The following is a 15467-nucleotide window of genomic DNA, read 5'->3' as shown; positions in this document are numbered from 1 at the left end:
TCGGGTAGAATTGAAAGGTTTCCGATTACTTCAGCAACCACAACGAAGCTGCGTTGGACGGCTCCCAGCCGACCAGCGAGGTGTGGGCCTGACGGCATTCGTACGTTTTGCCGTTGTACGTGACAAGCGTGCCTACCGTATACGCCGTGTTCGGCGCCCATTCGGAAACCGCCGGACCGGAAGCCGTCTTGGCATTGATGGCATTGCTGTCGGCCGATACGTTGCCGGCGGCGTCAACCGCGCGAACCGTAAACGTATAGGACGTATCAGGCGTCAACCCCGTGACCGTATATTCGAGCGCCGTCCCCGAAACCGTGGTCACTAACGTGGTTCCACGATATACCCGGTAGCCCGTTACCCCGACATTATCCGTCGATGCGCTCCACATCAGGTGAACGCTGGAGGAAGTCGGAGTGCCCATCACATGCAAGCCGGTCGGAGCCGTAGGCGCCTCATTGTCTACAGGTACGGCCGGAGTCGTAACTGTGACGGCGTTGCTCGCGCCGGAGACGTTGCCTGCGGCATCCTCGGCACGAACCGTAAATGTATAGGACGTATTCGAGGTCAGCCCCGTGACGTTGTAATTTAAAGTCGAACCGGAGACGGCGGCAATCTGCGTCGAGCCGTTAAAAATTTTGTAGCCGGACACTCCGACGTTATCGCTCGATGCGTTCCATGCCAGCGATACGCTCGTGGCTGTAAGGTTGGAAGCGCTTAAACCCGCCGGTGCGGTAGGAGGCTGATTATCCGAAGGATCCCCTCCGAAGTTGACGTCGATGACATTATAGAAGGCATTGGCCGTGTCTGCAATTTCCCAGACTGCCAGAATGACTTGATAACCGGTCCGGCTTGGGACGTTGCACGTATCGGAATAAGTGTTCGGAGGCTGCTTTCCGCCGTAGTTTACCGAGCAGAACGGCGTGAGATCGAACGAAGCCCGGCTAAGCGGGGCGTTCTGATCCCAGTTTTGCTTCGTCATGTAATACTTCCAGGTGGATGTCGCATGAGCAGCAGTCAACTTCCATGTAAACGTTTTCGTTCCTGCCGTCATCGGTACCTTACTCCAACGTGTAGCGGACTGCTGGTCAAGCTCCGGAAAAGCTCCGGCGGCGCTGGCGATTTTGCCGTCGGCAGGCCCGGACTGCGGAAACCCTTTCGGCGCTTCCAGACTTTGCGGCTCATAAATAATCGCTCCGCAGTTCTTATTTTGCCCCAGCTTGCACAAAGAGGCGCGGCTGCCCGGTGATTCAACATAGCCATGGGCAGAAGCCCGGTCCGAGAACAGCAGCATGATAACGGCCATCAGCAGCATCATGCCGCTGGCAACGATCAATTTGGATAGGGAATGGTGGGATAAACGAAGCTGTATCATATATGTTACCTCCTTATTTTTGGGGTCGGTAAGAATATTACGATCAGGCATTACCCTTTCAATCGTTCGCAATTGTCAGCTCGATCAAACCTCCTCTCCACCTAAAATATAGCTGTGATCCCGTGTGTGGAAGCTCTTGTAAGTATTGCCTATCCTCCTTTCTATCCCATGGTTTTATATAAACTCGTAAAGAGTCTATATATGCCGATATTCCGCGAATGTCATCCATGTTCGATCTAGGTGTCGGTAGAATTGAAAGAGTCAAGTAGAGGAACGGACACTTTGAGCATGTCTCTGTGTCCGGTAGCTTTCGAAATATATGGCGCGATGCGGGGAACTTGATGTAAGCGATTGCGTTAAAATGATCGCATACCGAAGGATCATAGCAGGACTATGTAATCCACTCATAGTACTTGGAATTATATCAATAGTAAATATATAGTAATAATAATATATTACTTAAAAAATTACAATATAGCCCATGATCTAGCATGAAATTACTTTTCTCCACAATTTCAACAACATAGAACGACAGGCTCAAGTCCTATTGCCTAATAAACGAAGAGCGTTATCGAGCCCCATCTTTCCATAAAAGCAACTCTCTGTGCAGTTGCAATCAAAGACAGAGCTTGGTAGATTTAGTTTAAGCCAAAATACGCAGCCGGGAGCGAATGACGATGAGTTTTACTTTAGACCGAATCGAGAATAAAATTGAATTTTTTGAAGCCTACGATTTGAAAACGCTCGAAGCCAAAATCGACGCGCAAATCGAGAATAACAAAGCGCTGCTGCTGGATGTGTTCTCGATCAGCCATCAAGTGGTGTTCGATCCGAACGCCGGGAAAATGCTGTACAGCGCCGTCGTTCATTTTAAAGTGAAAAAATAACGAGTTCCGCCAAGAAAAAAGCTTCAACACACAAAGAAACCATCGGCCCCTCCGGCCGATGGCTAGAATTTAAATAAACAACCCGATGCCCGCCATGACCAGTCTGTACCAGCCGATCATCGACAGCCACAGCGGGACGCTCAGCAGTGCCCCGAACATGATTCCTATCGAAAATCTTCCTTCCATACGCCGCACCTCCAACAGTGTCCCCTTGCGCCCAAGAGCTTCTGTGATGATAAGGTAAGCATAGCAAAGTTATGTTTGGAATCTTTTAGGTCCTTGTTAGATTTCAATGAGCTTTTTGAACTAGGTCGAAACAAACCTACAACTTTTTACCCATTTTTATCCGCAAGCAAACCCTTCTTGTAAAAAAAGACCCGTGCACTTCAGCGCACGAGTCTTGCTCTATTTTTCGTACAGCTCCAAGGGCAGCCGGTCCGGATCAAAAAAGAACGTAAATCGTTTTCCCGTAGTCTCATCGACACGAATCGGCTCCACGGCGATTTCTTCGGCTTCCAAAGCCTTGACGGCCGCTTCGATATCGTCAACCTCAAAGGCCAGGTGCCTCAGACCTCTTGCTTCTGGATAGCTTGGCCGCTCTGGCGCATTCGGGAACGAGAACAATTCGATCTGATGGCTGTCGCCGACCCGCAGATCGAGCTTATACGACTGGCGCTCCGCCCGGTACGTTTCCCGGATGACCGTCAGTCCGAGCACGCGAACGTAAAAATGCTTCGACTTCTCGTAGTCCGAGCAAATGACCGCGGCATGGTGAATGTTGTTCAGCTTTAGCATGACGTTGAGCACAGCCTCCTCCGGAACCAATCTTGATGTCGTCCGATCAATAGCTGATTAACGAAGCCAGCAAAAGACCCGACGCCAGACTCAAACAAAACGAGAAAATACCAACGGACACATTGCCCTTCGGAATTTCGGCCAGCACTTTAAACGGAGTCAACAGCTCGAACAAGTAGAACACGATAATCTGGAATGCGATCCCGATGAGTCCCCAGATGATTAAATCGACGAGACCGACCGAATGATATACGGCGGATGCAAGAACAAGCACTTGGCCGATAATTTTGCCCCCAAGATCGTAAGCCGCAGCTTTGGCTGCCGCCGCTTTAGCGGGATCGGACAAATCGCCGCCCTCCCGGATGAGCGCGAATTCATTGTACGGCGTCGTCAGGTTGAAAAATAAAATGCCGAGTCCTACAAGCGGGACGGTCACGCCCAAATACATCAAAAAGTTAAGAATATTTCCGAACTGATCCAACGAACTCCAACTCCCCAATAAATGTTAGTAATATAAGGCTGTTCTTATTGCAGGCCTAGCCTATGACCGATGAAGGCAAATAATAGGACAAATTGTTCGTGATGCTCCCGCCGACGCGCGCAATGACGGCAGAGCTTCGGCCATCGATTAGAAAGCAGCCCCAGAGCAGCCGGCCGTCGTACGGGCCGTTTAACGTTTCCACCCGGATGCGGGGCAGCTCGGCATATTGCTGGTAGACCATCGGTTGATCCCCGTATTCGTCTTCCCCGCTCGCCTCCGCAATATCCCCGCTTCCCGCATAGATCGTGACCCCGCTGCCTTCGCGCCCCAGAATCGGCTTCGCCACATAAGGCACCCCTTCGGGGAAGCACGGCTCCATAAACGTCGGCAGCATGTAGGCTTCGATCGTCTCATGCTCCTCTTCCGTGTAAAACTCCCCCGCTTGATGCAAATTCCAGATCAGCGCCTGGAACGCCTTCGTCTGAGCGGCGAACCCCGAGGGCGGATTAATGATCGCCAGCTTGCGCTCGGCGATTAATTCCAGCACATGCTCCCCGGTCGGATAGCCGTCCGTATCCCGGTCTTCAGCCAGCTTCTCAATCGCATGCAGCCGATATAACACATCGATCGGACATCCCGCCGCTTCTTCGTCATCGGTATTAGGCTGCGCCCATATCCGGTCTCCCTCCACACGGAGGTCGGACAGTGCAGCAAATTCCGCGCCGGCAATCCCGGATTGCTTCAGGAGATAGCGCGTCGTTCCAGCATCCTCCTCATGCCAATCGAGCGAGCTGAAGACGACATGCTCGGACGCATAGCCCGCTTCGCGGTACAGGTCAAGCATCCGTTTGAACGCCTGGCGGAAAGCCCCGCTGCAGCCTTCGTTCGGGTCCTCTTCGCCATAGGCGGCGCACACCCGGCCGTTCGCATGAAAAGCTTCGACGATCCCCGTCGGCGTATCGCTGTTAAACTCAAGCATCTTGAGCCCCTGCGGCGTCAAAGCAAAATCGAAACGCCCGATCAGCGTCGGGATGTCTTCATCGAACCGTAGACGAATGGCGCCGAACGATGCGGGAGGCAGCCCCAATTCAGCCAAAAGCGCCGGTTCGCCCTGCTGGACGATCCGGACGGTCTTGGCATAGATGCGTCCTAACGCTTCGGCGGCTCTGCGCATTTCTTCCAGCTGCGTACGCTCCAACCGGTACAAGCCGGCGAGCGCATATTCCTGGTCGTATAAGCAGTCCCATGTAAATATCCCCTCTTGCCGCAGCGGCCTATAGATCGCTTCCCGGCGTTCCTCATAAGAAGCGTCCGGCCGCAGCGTCTTTGCCGTGCTCATGCCCGCACGCCTCCTCTCTGATGTTGCTTTTTATCGTCGTCGGACCGCCCTGGCAGCTCTGGCGCTAGGAGCTTGAGCTGCCGCTACCGCCAATGCCGCCTTTACTGATCCCGGAAGAGCTGCCTGAAGATCCTTTATAGGAACTGCCGCTTGACCCCGAGCCGCCATAGTAACGTCCTCCGGACGAACCGCTGCTGCCGTTGTCGCAGTAACCGTCCCCGTTTCGATCGGTACAGTTCTGGGAATTGGAGCAGCCTGCCGTACCGCCGAGCACCAGTGTCGACGCCACGAACAGCGCTACCAGTTTGCGTGTCCTGCTGCTTTTTTGCTGTTCCATTCTTCGTCACTCCTGTTTTCCCGGTTTGAATTGCGGCTACACCGGCACGGCGTAGTATACATACGTCTCCCGGTCTTCGTCGATTTCGGCGGAAGTACGCTGCCATTCCCGGCCCTCCACATACAAATAATTCGCCTGAAGGTTCAGCATCGCCTCCAGCGTATCGGGAAATGTAAACGTATGCACCAGCCGGTAATCCGCCGTCCATTCGCGGTATTCCCTTAGCTCCACGCGAACGCCGCGGGGACCTTCCGGCTTGTTCCATAGCATCGTCCGCTCGTCAAGCGCTTCCTGGACATAAACGACATAACATTCCGGCTCCACAGCGCACGAGGTTTTCTCGTACACCTTGCCGTCCTTAATAAAATAGTCGCACGCAAAACGCAAAGCGACCTCGTCCCGGCCGATCCGGTCATAATAATACAGCAGCGGGAACGTCTCGCTGCCCTCGGCATACAAACGGTATTCCAATCGTGTCATCATACTTCAGCACTCCTTCTCTCTCTCTCGGAAACGGGCCTTTCTCACAGAGATTCACCAAACATATACGCACAACGGCGGAAAAGGATTCGCCGTCCGCCATTGCGGTTTGTTCCCCGGCCCGGAAGCTGCATCCAAAATCGATTATAAATTTCTGACACGGTACGTCAAGCAAAATTTGCCTCGAATTCGGTGAAGCAACAAAAAAAGAGGCCTATCCCTCTTGTTAAGAAAGTGTTAAAAAAACCAATAAACCCAGTAGGCCAGCGCAAGTACTAGGGCGTTATATTTACCGCTCCATTAAGCTTGCAATTCCTGCTTTGTCCGACTCCTTGGGACAAACTTTTCATTGTGCTATGGCTTCCCCGAGCATTAAAATTATCTTTCAAATATTCCTTGACAGGAATATTCTCGATAAGGTATATTTTAAACAAGAAAACGGTACCGGCAAACGAAACAAGACACCCGGGATAACGCGTACCGAAACGAATATTAGGAGGAAAATTTGGATGTCGAACCTAATGACGATCAAGGTGGAAGGTCAGGAACTTATTCTGGAGCGTGTGTTCAATGCGCCGCGCGAGCTTGTATTTAAAGCGTTCTCACAGGCCGAGCATCTCAAGCACTGGTGGGGACCGCGCGGCTGGACGCTTACGGTTTGCAACGTTGATTTTCGTCCAGGCGGCATCTGGCATTACTGTATGAAATGTATCGATCAGAACCAGGGCGATTTTTACGGATTCGAATCCTGGGGCAAAGCCGTCTATCAGGAAATCGTCGAAGCGGAGAAAATCGTCTACAAGGATTACTTCTCGGATGCCGAAGGCAACGAAGCGGAAGGCATGCCCTCGGCTCTCAATACGATGACTTTCACAGAATTCGAAGGCAAGACGAGGCTTGTTAACCGGGCCCAATACCCTTCTGCCGAAGCGCTCAAAACCGTTGTCGATATGGGGATGGAGCAAGGGATCACCGAAACCTGGGATCGTCTCGCCGAGCATTTGCAATCCATGCAATAACACAAATTTTGTTATCAACAAAGCCGTTCGGCCCAGAGCCGGCGGCTTTGTTTATTTAAGTTATGCGTTAAATTCACCTCTCTTTATTTCATTAATTAAATCTATAATCATGAATTTATTAAAAATTAAACGTTTTTTATGAAAATATTTTAAAAAATAAAACCTATGATTATAATTATATTTATAAATTTAATGATGGGGTGGTTATTTTGGACGCAATTGATTTAACGATACTTGACGCTTTAAAAGAAAACAGCAGGATGACGGCTTCCGAAATAAGCAAAAGAGTAAATCTGTCGATTCCGGCCGTGTCGGAACGAATTCGAAAAATGGAGGAAGCGGAAATCATTGAAGCCTACACCATAAAAATGAATCGGATGAAGACGAACTGCAGGCTATTGTCCTTTATTTTTGTCAATATTGATCAAACCGAACATATCGAGGAGTTCAGACAGTCTGTTGTTCAATGCAGTTCTGTCCTGGAATGCCACCATGTTGCCGGCGAATATGATTATTTGTTAAAAGTTCTTGTGGAAGATACCCAAGCGTTGGAACATTTTATTTCCAATACGTTAAAGAACATCAAGGGTGTGCTTAAAAGCAATACCATCATCTCTCTTTCTTCCTTGAAAGAAAACATAAATATTTAAAGAGGTGCTAAACATTTTTGCAAAAGGATTCAAATTTGGAATGATGTTACAGTTAGCTATAGGTCCTATTTGCATTTTTATATTTCAAATCGCTTCCTTACGAGGATTTTTCGCGGCTGAGACCGGCGTACTCGGTGTTACTTTGATTGACGGGCTCTTTATTGTGGCCGCCATTCTCGGCATTGCAACCTTGATGGAGAAACAAAATATTAGACGGGGGTTGAGACTGTTCGGGGCCGCCGTCTTATTCATATTTGGGTTGAACCTGGTGTTGAGCTTGATTGACATTCGTCTCCTGCCCAGCTTAAGTATTGCAGATTTCGGGGACACAAACCATGCATTTGTCTACTCCATCCTTCTGACGATATCAAATCCTTTGACTGTCCTTTTTTGGGCAGGCGTATTTTCAACCAAGGTAGCCGAAGAAAATATGGCGCGGAAAAATATTTATGTATTCGGTTTTGGAGCATGGTTTGCAGCCATATTCTTTTTAACTCTGGTGGCATTCATCGGCAGTTTGACCCGTGAATTCATTTCGCCTTTCGTACTTCAAGTTTTGAATGGTTCCGTAGGAGCAGCCTTTATTTATTTTGCCCTAAAAATGGTTTTGCAAAAGAATGGTTGAGTTTCAAATTCATTGTCCATTCGTTATCCATAGTCCATTTGGTAAGTTTTTTGTCGAATGATGAAGGAAAATTGCACTTGATATTGAAATTGTTTCTAAAGAAGGTTCCGACATCATGAAATTCCCATAACTTATGAACCTGACAGAAACTAATCGGAAGATGGAATGGGAGTCATGACAAGTATGGACAATGCGACAAACAACCCGGGGGCGGGAACGGCAGCCAAAAAATCAAATAAGAAGCTGATCATCATCATGAGCTCGCTTCTCGTTGTATTGGCAGCGACCGGAGGAATTGCCTACAAGCTTACGAATAATATGAAATACGATTCGTTGGTCAGGCAGTACAATCAGGATTTTGAGGCGATTCAGGCGGCGGGTTCCACATTCAAAAATCAGATCGAAACGCCTCCTGTCGACAAAAAAACGCTTAAGGAAATCGTCGGTTTTTATGAAAGCTCTAAATCAACGATCAATTTTGAAGCCCAAGTGAAGGAATTGAACGGCAATCCTAAGTACGCTTCGCTTACGACGGAAAAGAAGGATTACTCCAGTCTTAACTTGGAAACTGCAATCGCGGAGTACAAAGACCGGTTGAAGGATATCGAAAAGCTTCAGAGTGTCATCCAGCGAAGCGATAACATCGATTCGGAAATCAGACAGTTAAAGAAGCCCAACGACAATATGTATGCCATTTATGGCACCGTTGACTCTCTCATCGAAAAAAACAACAAGCTTAAGGACGAAGTGCTAAGCGTAGTTTTATCGCCGAAATTAAAAGATATTCAATCCAAGTTCGTCGATGCTCTGACCTACCGCGGCAAATATTTGACCGAAATGCAAGCTGCGCATGAGGCTGCAGAGAGTTATAAATATAACGAAAGCAGTTACGAAAGCAATATCGCCGACATCAAGAAAAACAAGCAGCTGGCGCAAAATAATACGTATTCCTACGGATTTATTACTGCTGCCTACAAAGCGGCCGATAACGCAGAGTCCAATCGAAAATATTTAGAAAAAAAGGGGACCGAGCAAAGAAGTCATGCAACTGAAGCCGCCAACATGCTGGCCAAATACGTAGAATTGACGGGAGCCGAATCGGCCGATTTGACGAAAAGCGAGATCAATCCCAAGCCGCTTCCGGACAGTCCGGCAAAGCCATCCGGCGATGAGGAAAAGGCCAAGCTGATGGTCGAGATTTTCCTGACGAAAAACATGTGGGCCCTTGCCTCAGACAACATCCATGTCGTGACGCCGTATTTGAGTTCGAAGAAACACCAAGAACAGGCCAATTACATGCAATACCTGAAAAGCAAAGGGATTAAGGAATCCATGACCCTTGCCGAAGCCAAGTCGGTAGAAAAATCGGGCGATTCCGCCTTCATCGTTACGACATCGGAAAAGTATAACATCTCCTATGGCGATGGCAGCCGCAAAACCAAAAGCTTCACTTCCAAATATAAAGTCGTGAAAACCGACTATGACGATTATGACTTCGTGATTGACGAATTGCTCGAAGCGAAGGAAACGGAAAGCATAGACAGCTAAGATTGCTTGATAACCATACCAGCCTCCGGGTTTTGATTCCGGAGGTTTTTTGACGATGTAGCGCGAGCCAATTTCAATTATTTACCTTTGCATAAAGAACGTATGTTCGATATATAATAATCATATACGAACATATATTCGCAGGTGATGAAATGCAACGAACTGTTCTCATGGCAGATGGACAAAGTTTTTACGCGAGCATTGAAAAAGCAGCGCACCCGGAATATCGGGATAAACCCGTTGCGGTTGGGGATCCGGCACGCCGTAGTGGAATTATTTTAGCTGCCTGTCCGGCTGCAAAATCACGCGGCGTGACTACAGCCCAAAGAGTCGGTGAAGCGCTGGCCAAATGCCCGGAATTGGTCGTCATACGGCCACGAATGCAAACGTATATTTCGGTATCCCTGCTCATTACGGAAATTTTCGAATCCATTACAGATCAAGTAGAACCGTTCTCCATCGACGAACAGTTTCTCGATGTGACAGGATCTTTGGCCTTGTTCGGTTCTGCTGAAGAGATTGCCCATTTGATACAAACCCGAGTAAAGCTTTCAACCGGAGTATGGTCCCGTGTCGGTATCGGCCCCAACAAAATCCTTGCCAAAATGGCTACGGATAATTTCGCAAAAAAAGGGCCCACGGGTATATTTAAACTTACCCATGACAATATCGAAAAAGACCTTTGGTCCCTGCCTGTCCATCAAATGTTTATGGTAGCCGGGCGAATGACTTCCCATTTTGCTCGAATGGGTTTACACACCATCGGCGATATAGCGCGTCTCGATCTCGGTGAATTCAAAAAACGGATGCGCTGCCGGATGGGCCGGCAAAGTGACATTCAGGCGGAATATTACTGGCAAACGGCGAATGGCATCGACCCGAGTCCCGTTGTCACCGGAATGCGAAGTCAAATTAAAGTGATCAACCACGGCAGGGCATTAAAATGGCAAGCCTATCGAACGATCGAAGACATTGAACCGCTTATGCTCGAACTTATCGTGGAGGTTTGCCGTCGTGCCAGGCGATACGGATATATGGGTAGAGTCGTCGCAGTAGGAGCTGCAGAAACCGACGGGCATCGGTCTTCAAGTTTCGGGAGGCAAAGAACATTGTCGCGTCCTACTCATTTGGAACATGAAATTGGCCCGGTTATACGCTCACTCTTTTTGGAGCACTGGAAGGGCTTGCCCCTTACTCATTTGCATATTACGCTTACGGACCTTTCGAGAGATGATGTTTATCAACTGGACTTATTTGAGAATCGAGAACAATTGATTCGCCGCGAAAAAACAGTCGATGCGCTGAAAGAGAGGTTTGGACCAACGGCTATTATCCGCGCATCGTCCTTGTTAAAAACGGCTCAGGCATTTGAAAGAGCGGCTCAAATAGGAGGTCATTGGGCATGAGTAAACTAGACGGGAATGGCCGCTGGCAGTCGAAAATGACGCTCACGGAACACACGGAGCAATACGAGGCGCGTAATGAAGCCAAAACTTCTCGACCGACACCTGAGGAATACACCATGGCTCGGGATTACATTCTGCTGCCTCATATGCTAACCATAATTGACCGGAATGTCGAGGAAATAAGAGCCTCAACAAATATCTTAAAGCGGTTATCTTTGATCGCTGCGCAAACCGTTATGAATCAAATCCATAAAGACATGCACACGTTACGTCGGGAATTAAGTAAACGAAACATCAAAGTAATTAACGACGAGCAGATCGACCTCGTTATTTATTACAAAATCATATGCCGAGGTTACGAAGAACGATTCGGTATCGTTCGTGATGTCGTTCGATCGGAGATCAGTGTGCGTTTAACCAGGTATCTGCAAGACGTTGCGAAATACCTTGGGCAATACGATAAATAATGTGCGTGACCGGAACTTCTTATCTATCAAGAAATTCCGGTCATCAGCAGGAAACTCATCATCTCCTCTAGTCCAGTTTCACTATGAGCGTATCCCCGGAACGTGCTATAATCGGAAAAAGAAAAACGTCCCGCCTCAGCAGAGACGGGACGCTAATAATGGAAGCAAAGGTGAAGACGCATGCTGCTGCATAAGGGCGAAACGTTGTTTCGCCAAGGAGAAGCCGGACCGCTGTACCACATCAAGAGTGGCCTGCTTAAGATTGTCCGCATTCATGAGGACGGGAATCCCGTCTTGGTCAATATTATCGTTCCAGGCGAGACGATCCCTCATCATTCCTTGATCAGTCCGAAAGAATATTACGGGACCGCGATTGCACTCATGACGTGCGAGATCGAAACACTTCCCGCTCAAGAATGGTATGCCAAGCTTCAACGGGAACCGCAAACGTGTCTTGAGATCGCCATGCTGCTGGAGAGCAAGCTGCGGATGATGCAGCAGCGAATCGATCAGCTGACGCAGATTGCGCCGGCTGACAAGCTAGTGAAGCTGCAAACCTGGTTCGAAGCCTATATTGCACCGGCCCGTTTGACCGATCTGCTGACACAGGAAGAGATCGGCCAGTTTATCGGGCTGCGCCGCGAGACGGTCAATCGTCTGCTTCGCGCTCAAGCCGGCAACCGCGCTGCCTTGCAGGCTCGGGATGATAGCAAACGCTGACCACTAAGCATACCGTTCCTCTGTTGATCCGAACCGCATTTTAGCGCTGTGCCGGAGCCGTTGATTCCCCGGCTTCCTCCAGCGAACCCGATGGTCCGAAAAACTCGTAACGCGCGTCCTCCTTGCGTACGCCCCAGGATTGCAGCATCCGGTTGACCGTCTTCATGAACGGCACCGGTCCGCAGAAATAGAACGCCGCGTCCGGCGAAGGAACGACGGATTGCAGCCACTCCCAATCGATGTAGCCCTCCTTGTGGAACGTACGTTCCTCCCGATCGGCAGCGGTCGGCGATTGGTAGCAAAAGTAGTACGAAAAGCCCGGATGCCTGCGAGCCAGCTCCTCCACCTCGGCGCGCATCGCGTGCGTCTCGCCGCTCAGGGCCGCGTGAATGAACGTGACCTGCCGGTCCGGCGCCGTTTCGCCGAGCGTTTTCAGCATACTGAGCAGCGGAGTCAGACCGACGCCGCCGCTCAGCAATACGACCGGGCGCGGATCGGAGAGGTCGAGCGTGAAGTCCCCAGCGGGAGCCGTCAGCCATAGCGTATCGCCTTCGTTCACGTGTTCGTGAAGGAAGACGGACACTTTGCCGGCCGGGCGGTCCGGCGCACCGTCCTCACGTTTGACGGAAATGCGATAATACGGCTTGCCCGGCGCATCGGACAAGCTGTATTGCCGGATATGCGTGTGCGTCTCGCCAGGCATCTCCGGCTTCACGCTGACATACTGTCCAGGCTCGAACGAGGCAATCGCGCCGCCGTCAAGCGGAACCAAATAAAACGATGTAATGACGCTGCTTTCCTTTTGCTTGCGCTCCACCCGGAACGCGCGGAATCCTTCCCAGCCGCCCGCCTGCCGCTCGGCCTGAGCGTACATTTCCGCCTCAACGCCGATGAAGGCGTCGGCAATGATGCCATAAGCGGTTTCCCACGCCTGAAGCACCTCGTCCGTAGCCGCCTCGCCAAGCACCTCGCGCATAGCCGTCAGCAGCGTCCGACCCACGATCGGATAATGCTCGGGCTTTATGCCAAGGCTCCGGTGCTTATGTCCGATCTGCTTCACCACGGGCAGAATGGCAGCCAAATTATCGATATGCACGGCGGCGGCATACACGGCATTGGCCAGCGCCGTCTGCTGACGTCCCTGCTTTTGGTTCGCGTGGTTGAAGACGTTCAGCAGCTCAGGATGCTCGGTGAACAAAATTTCATAAAATCGTTTCGTTACTTCAGTCCCCTTCGATTCCAGAACCGGGACCGTCGATTTAATAATACGGATCGTCTGTTCGTTTAACATCGTTATCCCTCGTTTCATCATTCCGGATTTCGTTACCCTTGCATGAGAACAGTATACAAGTACGCCAAGTACGTTCTTGTGATTTAGATCACATCAAAACAAAACGATTTGTGGCAAAACAGACAGCAGCCGGTCGGGTTTTCATTTCTCCGACCGGCTGTCCGCTTGCCGAGTTATTTGATTCCGGATTGTATGCTTCAGAGGTTAAAAGCCCGTCTTCGACGTATCCTTCCCTTGATCGGCCAGCGTTTCGCCGTTACCCGCACCAGCATTGCCGTAAACCGTGTTATTTTCGCAGCGGCTGCCGGCGATCTGGATAGCGGCAGTCGAACAACGGGACAGCATATTGCCCGTAACGAGATTGTGTCTGCTGAAGGAGCCGTCGGCATTGCCGGACGTTTCAAGCGTAATGCCGGTTTGGACCCGGCGTACATCGTTGCCCGTTACCGTAGTGACGTCGCTGTTCAGCAGAACGATGCCGCGCTCGCTCTGATCGATTTTGTTGCCGGAAACGATGTTGCCGAACGGCCGCTCGTCGTCTGCCGCGCCGTCGCCCGTCAGCGAGATGCCGGATTCTTTTGCCCGGGAAATGAGGTTATGGACGATCACGTTGTCCGTACAGTAATCGCGCAGCACGATGCCTTGCTTGCCCGCAAAAGCGCCGTTTTCCAGCCCCTCCGCCGATAAGATGTTGCCTTCGATCCGATGGTACGAGCTCGGCTTCAGCTTGGAGGATACTACGATAAAAGCATCCTCACATTGCTGTGCCACGTTATCGGAAACGATCGAATACGAGCTGCCTGCGGAAATATAAATGCAGGGTCTTTTCAACAAACGAAACCGGTTATCCGTCAGCCGGAAATTCGCCGCTGATTCGGCAAAGATCCCATAGCCTTCGTAGAAACTTTCATAAGCAAATAGCTGAGAGAACGAGCTTTGGCTAACCGAGACGTGCCGGCTGTCGTTGAGCCACACGCCGTTGACGATGGCGGAGAAATGACAATTCCGAACGGAGACGTGCTCGCATTTTTCAAAATAAACGCCGCGTTCCGTCATCTTGGAATTTGTCAGCGATAGGGCGCCCATGCCTTCGAAGCCAAGTCCCTCGACCGTATTTTTCTTCGTGCCGAGCCCCATCACCATGGATAGATTCGACTCCGCCGCCTTCAGTATGGATGCGCCCGGCCCGTCTCCCACCAAACATACATTCGGTCTCAGCATAATGGAGGATCTCAGAATGTAGCGCCCGGGCGGCAAATAAACGGTCCCTCCCAGAGGCGCCGCCGCTTCGACGGCCGATTGAATCGCCGGCGCGTCATTTTGATCAAAACGACCCAAGCCTTGCGCTCCGTAGTTTTTTACGTTGATCCAAGCGACCGATTCCGGGCGAAATCCCGGATTCTGCATCGGATTGGGCATCGGCTCCGCCGCGGCCGTGCCGCTCCAGCCCGTACCGGCGGCCAGAATCATTCCGGCCGTCGCCGTGCCCATTGTGGCCAGCAGCTCGCGGCGGGACATTGCTTTGTCTTTGGGTGAAGATGAAGATTCCGAAGTCGACATATCGTATATCGTTCCCCCTTCCACAATCTAGCAATCTATCAGCATTATAGCTTTCTCTGCTTCATTTGACAATTGGGCCAGAGCCCGGCGTTCCGACAAAAAAAAGAACATGCCCGCTTAGCGGAACATGCTCCACAGTTTAATCAGATGAAACGCATTGTTCGGATCGATTTTTTGCGAGATGACGAACTGAACGAGCTGCTCGGTCTGCTGCTCGGTGACTCTTTCGCCGAGCACCTTCGTCAGCATGCCGACAAACCGACGAACCTTCACGCGGTCCTGCAAATCGTACTTCGTGACGCCCTGCAAAATCATTTTGACCCGTTCTTTCGTCTCCGGATTTTTCATCTTCAGCTTAATCCGCTCGACCTGCGCAGGGTCAAAGCCGTACTGCGTATAGCTCATGCCTCACACCTCCGCGTTCTTGCAAATAGAACTTACAACCACCATACAGTAGTAAGTCTATGTCGGAGAGCTTGGCCTTGTGTAC

The 15467-nt window shown here is 50.5% G+C and carries 17 protein-coding genes; 8 read left to right on the top strand and 9 right to left on the bottom strand.

Annotation, left to right across the window (positions count from 1 at the left end):
- Positions 1 to 25 precede the first annotated feature (25 nt).
- Complete coding sequence (locus QMG93_RS15130; RefSeq protein WP_281937797.1) at positions 26 to 1372, bottom strand: lytic polysaccharide monooxygenase; 1347 nt, start codon at positions 1370 to 1372, stop codon at positions 26 to 28.
- 677 nt (positions 1373 to 2049) lie between these two features.
- Here QMG93_RS15130 and QMG93_RS15125 point away from each other — a divergent pair.
- Positions 2050 to 2259 carry a YrzA family protein gene (locus tag QMG93_RS15125; protein ID WP_063177809.1) on the top strand — a complete coding sequence of 70 codons (210 nt, stop codon included), beginning with the start codon at positions 2050 to 2052 and terminating at the stop codon, positions 2257 to 2259.
- Between the two features lie 405 nt (positions 2260 to 2664).
- Here QMG93_RS15125 and QMG93_RS15120 read toward each other — a convergent pair whose 3' ends face one another.
- The 5 genes from QMG93_RS15120 to QMG93_RS15100 form a co-directional block, all read right to left on the bottom strand.
- Positions 2665 to 3054, bottom strand: a complete 390-nt coding sequence (locus QMG93_RS15120; RefSeq protein ID WP_216796179.1) for a VOC family protein — start codon at positions 3052 to 3054, stop codon at positions 2665 to 2667.
- A gap of 46 nt (positions 3055 to 3100) precedes the next feature.
- Entirely contained in the window at positions 3101 to 3535 is a 435-nt protein-coding gene (locus QMG93_RS15115) for a DUF350 domain-containing protein (protein ID WP_281937793.1), read from the bottom strand.
- Between the two features lie 55 nt (positions 3536 to 3590).
- Positions 3591 to 4874, bottom strand: a complete 1284-nt coding sequence (locus QMG93_RS15110; protein WP_281937791.1) for a glutathionylspermidine synthase family protein — start codon at positions 4872 to 4874, stop codon at positions 3591 to 3593.
- Positions 4875 to 4938: 64 nt separating this feature from the next.
- Positions 4939 to 5211 carry a hypothetical protein gene (locus tag QMG93_RS15105; protein ID WP_281937789.1) on the bottom strand — a complete coding sequence of 91 codons (273 nt, stop codon included), beginning with the start codon at positions 5209 to 5211 and terminating at the stop codon, positions 4939 to 4941.
- Positions 5212 to 5247: 36 nt separating this feature from the next.
- A complete protein-coding gene (locus tag QMG93_RS15100) occupies positions 5248 to 5691 on the bottom strand; it encodes a hypothetical protein (protein ID WP_281938112.1) in 444 nt (147 codons plus the stop codon).
- Positions 5692 to 6200: 509 nt separating this feature from the next.
- Here QMG93_RS15100 and QMG93_RS15095 point away from each other — a divergent pair.
- The 7 genes from QMG93_RS15095 to QMG93_RS15065 all read left to right on the top strand — a co-directional run bounded on the left by QMG93_RS15095 (position 6201) and on the right by QMG93_RS15065 (position 12126).
- Positions 6201 to 6710 carry an SRPBCC domain-containing protein gene (locus QMG93_RS15095; protein ID WP_281937788.1) on the top strand — a complete coding sequence of 170 codons (510 nt, stop codon included), beginning with the start codon at positions 6201 to 6203 and terminating at the stop codon, positions 6708 to 6710.
- A 209-nt stretch (positions 6711 to 6919) separates the two neighbouring features.
- On the top strand, positions 6920 to 7360 hold the full coding sequence (locus QMG93_RS15090) for an Lrp/AsnC family transcriptional regulator (RefSeq protein ID WP_281937786.1): 441 nt from the start codon (positions 6920 to 6922) through the stop codon (positions 7358 to 7360).
- A gap of 40 nt (positions 7361 to 7400) precedes the next feature.
- Complete coding sequence (locus tag QMG93_RS15085) at positions 7401 to 7985, top strand: LysE family transporter (protein WP_281937784.1); 585 nt, start codon at positions 7401 to 7403, stop codon at positions 7983 to 7985.
- 183 nt (positions 7986 to 8168) lie between these two features.
- Positions 8169 to 9533, top strand: coding sequence for a TcaA NTF2-like domain-containing protein (locus QMG93_RS15080; RefSeq protein WP_281937782.1), 1365 nt, complete (start codon positions 8169 to 8171; stop codon positions 9531 to 9533).
- Between the two features lie 152 nt (positions 9534 to 9685).
- The gene (locus QMG93_RS15075) at positions 9686 to 10939 is read left to right on the top strand and encodes a DNA polymerase IV (protein WP_281937780.1); all 1254 of its coding nucleotides are present in this window, start codon (positions 9686 to 9688) and stop codon (positions 10937 to 10939) included.
- Positions 10936 to 11406, top strand: coding sequence for a hypothetical protein (locus QMG93_RS15070; RefSeq protein WP_281937778.1), 471 nt, complete (start codon positions 10936 to 10938; stop codon positions 11404 to 11406). The genes QMG93_RS15075 and QMG93_RS15070 overlap by 4 nt, the downstream gene beginning before the upstream one ends.
- 180 nt (positions 11407 to 11586) lie before the next feature.
- On the top strand, positions 11587 to 12126 hold the full coding sequence (locus QMG93_RS15065) for a Crp/Fnr family transcriptional regulator (RefSeq protein ID WP_281937776.1): 540 nt from the start codon (positions 11587 to 11589) through the stop codon (positions 12124 to 12126).
- 40 nt (positions 12127 to 12166) lie between these two features.
- Here QMG93_RS15065 and hmpA read toward each other — a convergent pair whose 3' ends face one another.
- The 3 genes from hmpA to QMG93_RS15050 all read right to left on the bottom strand — a co-directional run bounded on the left by hmpA (position 12167) and on the right by QMG93_RS15050 (position 15382).
- Complete coding sequence (hmpA, locus tag QMG93_RS15060; RefSeq protein WP_281937774.1) at positions 12167 to 13417, bottom strand: NO-inducible flavohemoprotein; 1251 nt, start codon at positions 13415 to 13417, stop codon at positions 12167 to 12169.
- Positions 13418 to 13621: 204 nt separating this feature from the next.
- Positions 13622 to 14977 (bottom strand): nitrous oxide reductase family maturation protein NosD, encoded by a 1356-nt coding sequence (locus QMG93_RS15055; RefSeq protein ID WP_281937772.1) that lies wholly within the window; start codon positions 14975 to 14977, stop codon positions 13622 to 13624.
- Positions 14978 to 15094: 117 nt separating this feature from the next.
- On the bottom strand, positions 15095 to 15382 hold the full coding sequence (locus tag QMG93_RS15050) for a stage VI sporulation protein F (protein ID WP_054974171.1): 288 nt from the start codon (positions 15380 to 15382) through the stop codon (positions 15095 to 15097).
- Between the last annotated feature and the right edge of the window lie 85 nt (positions 15383 to 15467).

The sequence above is a fragment of the Paenibacillus tyrphae genome, from assembly GCF_027925525.1.
In the GTDB taxonomy this organism is placed as follows: domain Bacteria; phylum Bacillota; class Bacilli; order Paenibacillales; family NBRC-103111; genus Paenibacillus_G; species Paenibacillus_G tyrfis_B.
Note: the sequence above shows the minus strand (reverse complement) of the source record. Positions and strands in the feature narration are given on the sequence as shown.

What these genes read in the sequence shown, in the direction of transcription:
- QMG93_RS15100 (WP_281938112.1), bottom strand. Translation starts at nt 5,691, where the DNA reads ATGACACGATTGGAATACCGTTTGTATGCCGAGGGCAGCGAGACGTTC.
- QMG93_RS15120 (WP_216796179.1), bottom strand. Translation starts at nt 3,054, where the DNA reads ATGCTAAAGCTGAACAACATTCACCATGCCGCGGTCATTTGCTCGGAC.
- QMG93_RS15050 (WP_054974171.1), bottom strand. Translation starts at nt 15,382, where the DNA reads ATGAGCTATACGCAGTACGGCTTTGACCCTGCGCAGGTCGAGCGGATT.
- QMG93_RS15055 (WP_281937772.1), bottom strand. Translation starts at nt 14,977, where the DNA reads ATGTCGACTTCGGAATCTTCATCTTCACCCAAAGACAAAGCAATGTCC.
- QMG93_RS15110 (WP_281937791.1), bottom strand. Translation starts at nt 4,874, where the DNA reads ATGAGCACGGCAAAGACGCTGCGGCCGGACGCTTCTTATGAGGAACGC.
- QMG93_RS15080 (WP_281937782.1), top strand. Translation starts at nt 8,169, where the DNA reads ATGGACAATGCGACAAACAACCCGGGGGCGGGAACGGCAGCCAAAAAA.
- QMG93_RS15095 (WP_281937788.1), top strand. Translation starts at nt 6,201, where the DNA reads ATGTCGAACCTAATGACGATCAAGGTGGAAGGTCAGGAACTTATTCTG.
- QMG93_RS15070 (WP_281937778.1), top strand. Translation starts at nt 10,936, where the DNA reads ATGAGTAAACTAGACGGGAATGGCCGCTGGCAGTCGAAAATGACGCTC.
- QMG93_RS15085 (WP_281937784.1), top strand. Translation starts at nt 7,401, where the DNA reads ATGATGTTACAGTTAGCTATAGGTCCTATTTGCATTTTTATATTTCAA.
- QMG93_RS15075 (WP_281937780.1), top strand. Translation starts at nt 9,686, where the DNA reads ATGCAACGAACTGTTCTCATGGCAGATGGACAAAGTTTTTACGCGAGC.
- QMG93_RS15105 (WP_281937789.1), bottom strand. Translation starts at nt 5,211, where the DNA reads ATGGAACAGCAAAAAAGCAGCAGGACACGCAAACTGGTAGCGCTGTTC.
- hmpA (WP_281937774.1), bottom strand. Translation starts at nt 13,417, where the DNA reads ATGTTAAACGAACAGACGATCCGTATTATTAAATCGACGGTCCCGGTT.
- QMG93_RS15065 (WP_281937776.1), top strand. Translation starts at nt 11,587, where the DNA reads ATGCTGCTGCATAAGGGCGAAACGTTGTTTCGCCAAGGAGAAGCCGGA.
- QMG93_RS15130 (WP_281937797.1), bottom strand. Translation starts at nt 1,372, where the DNA reads ATGATACAGCTTCGTTTATCCCACCATTCCCTATCCAAATTGATCGTT.
- QMG93_RS15125 (WP_063177809.1), top strand. Translation starts at nt 2,050, where the DNA reads ATGAGTTTTACTTTAGACCGAATCGAGAATAAAATTGAATTTTTTGAA.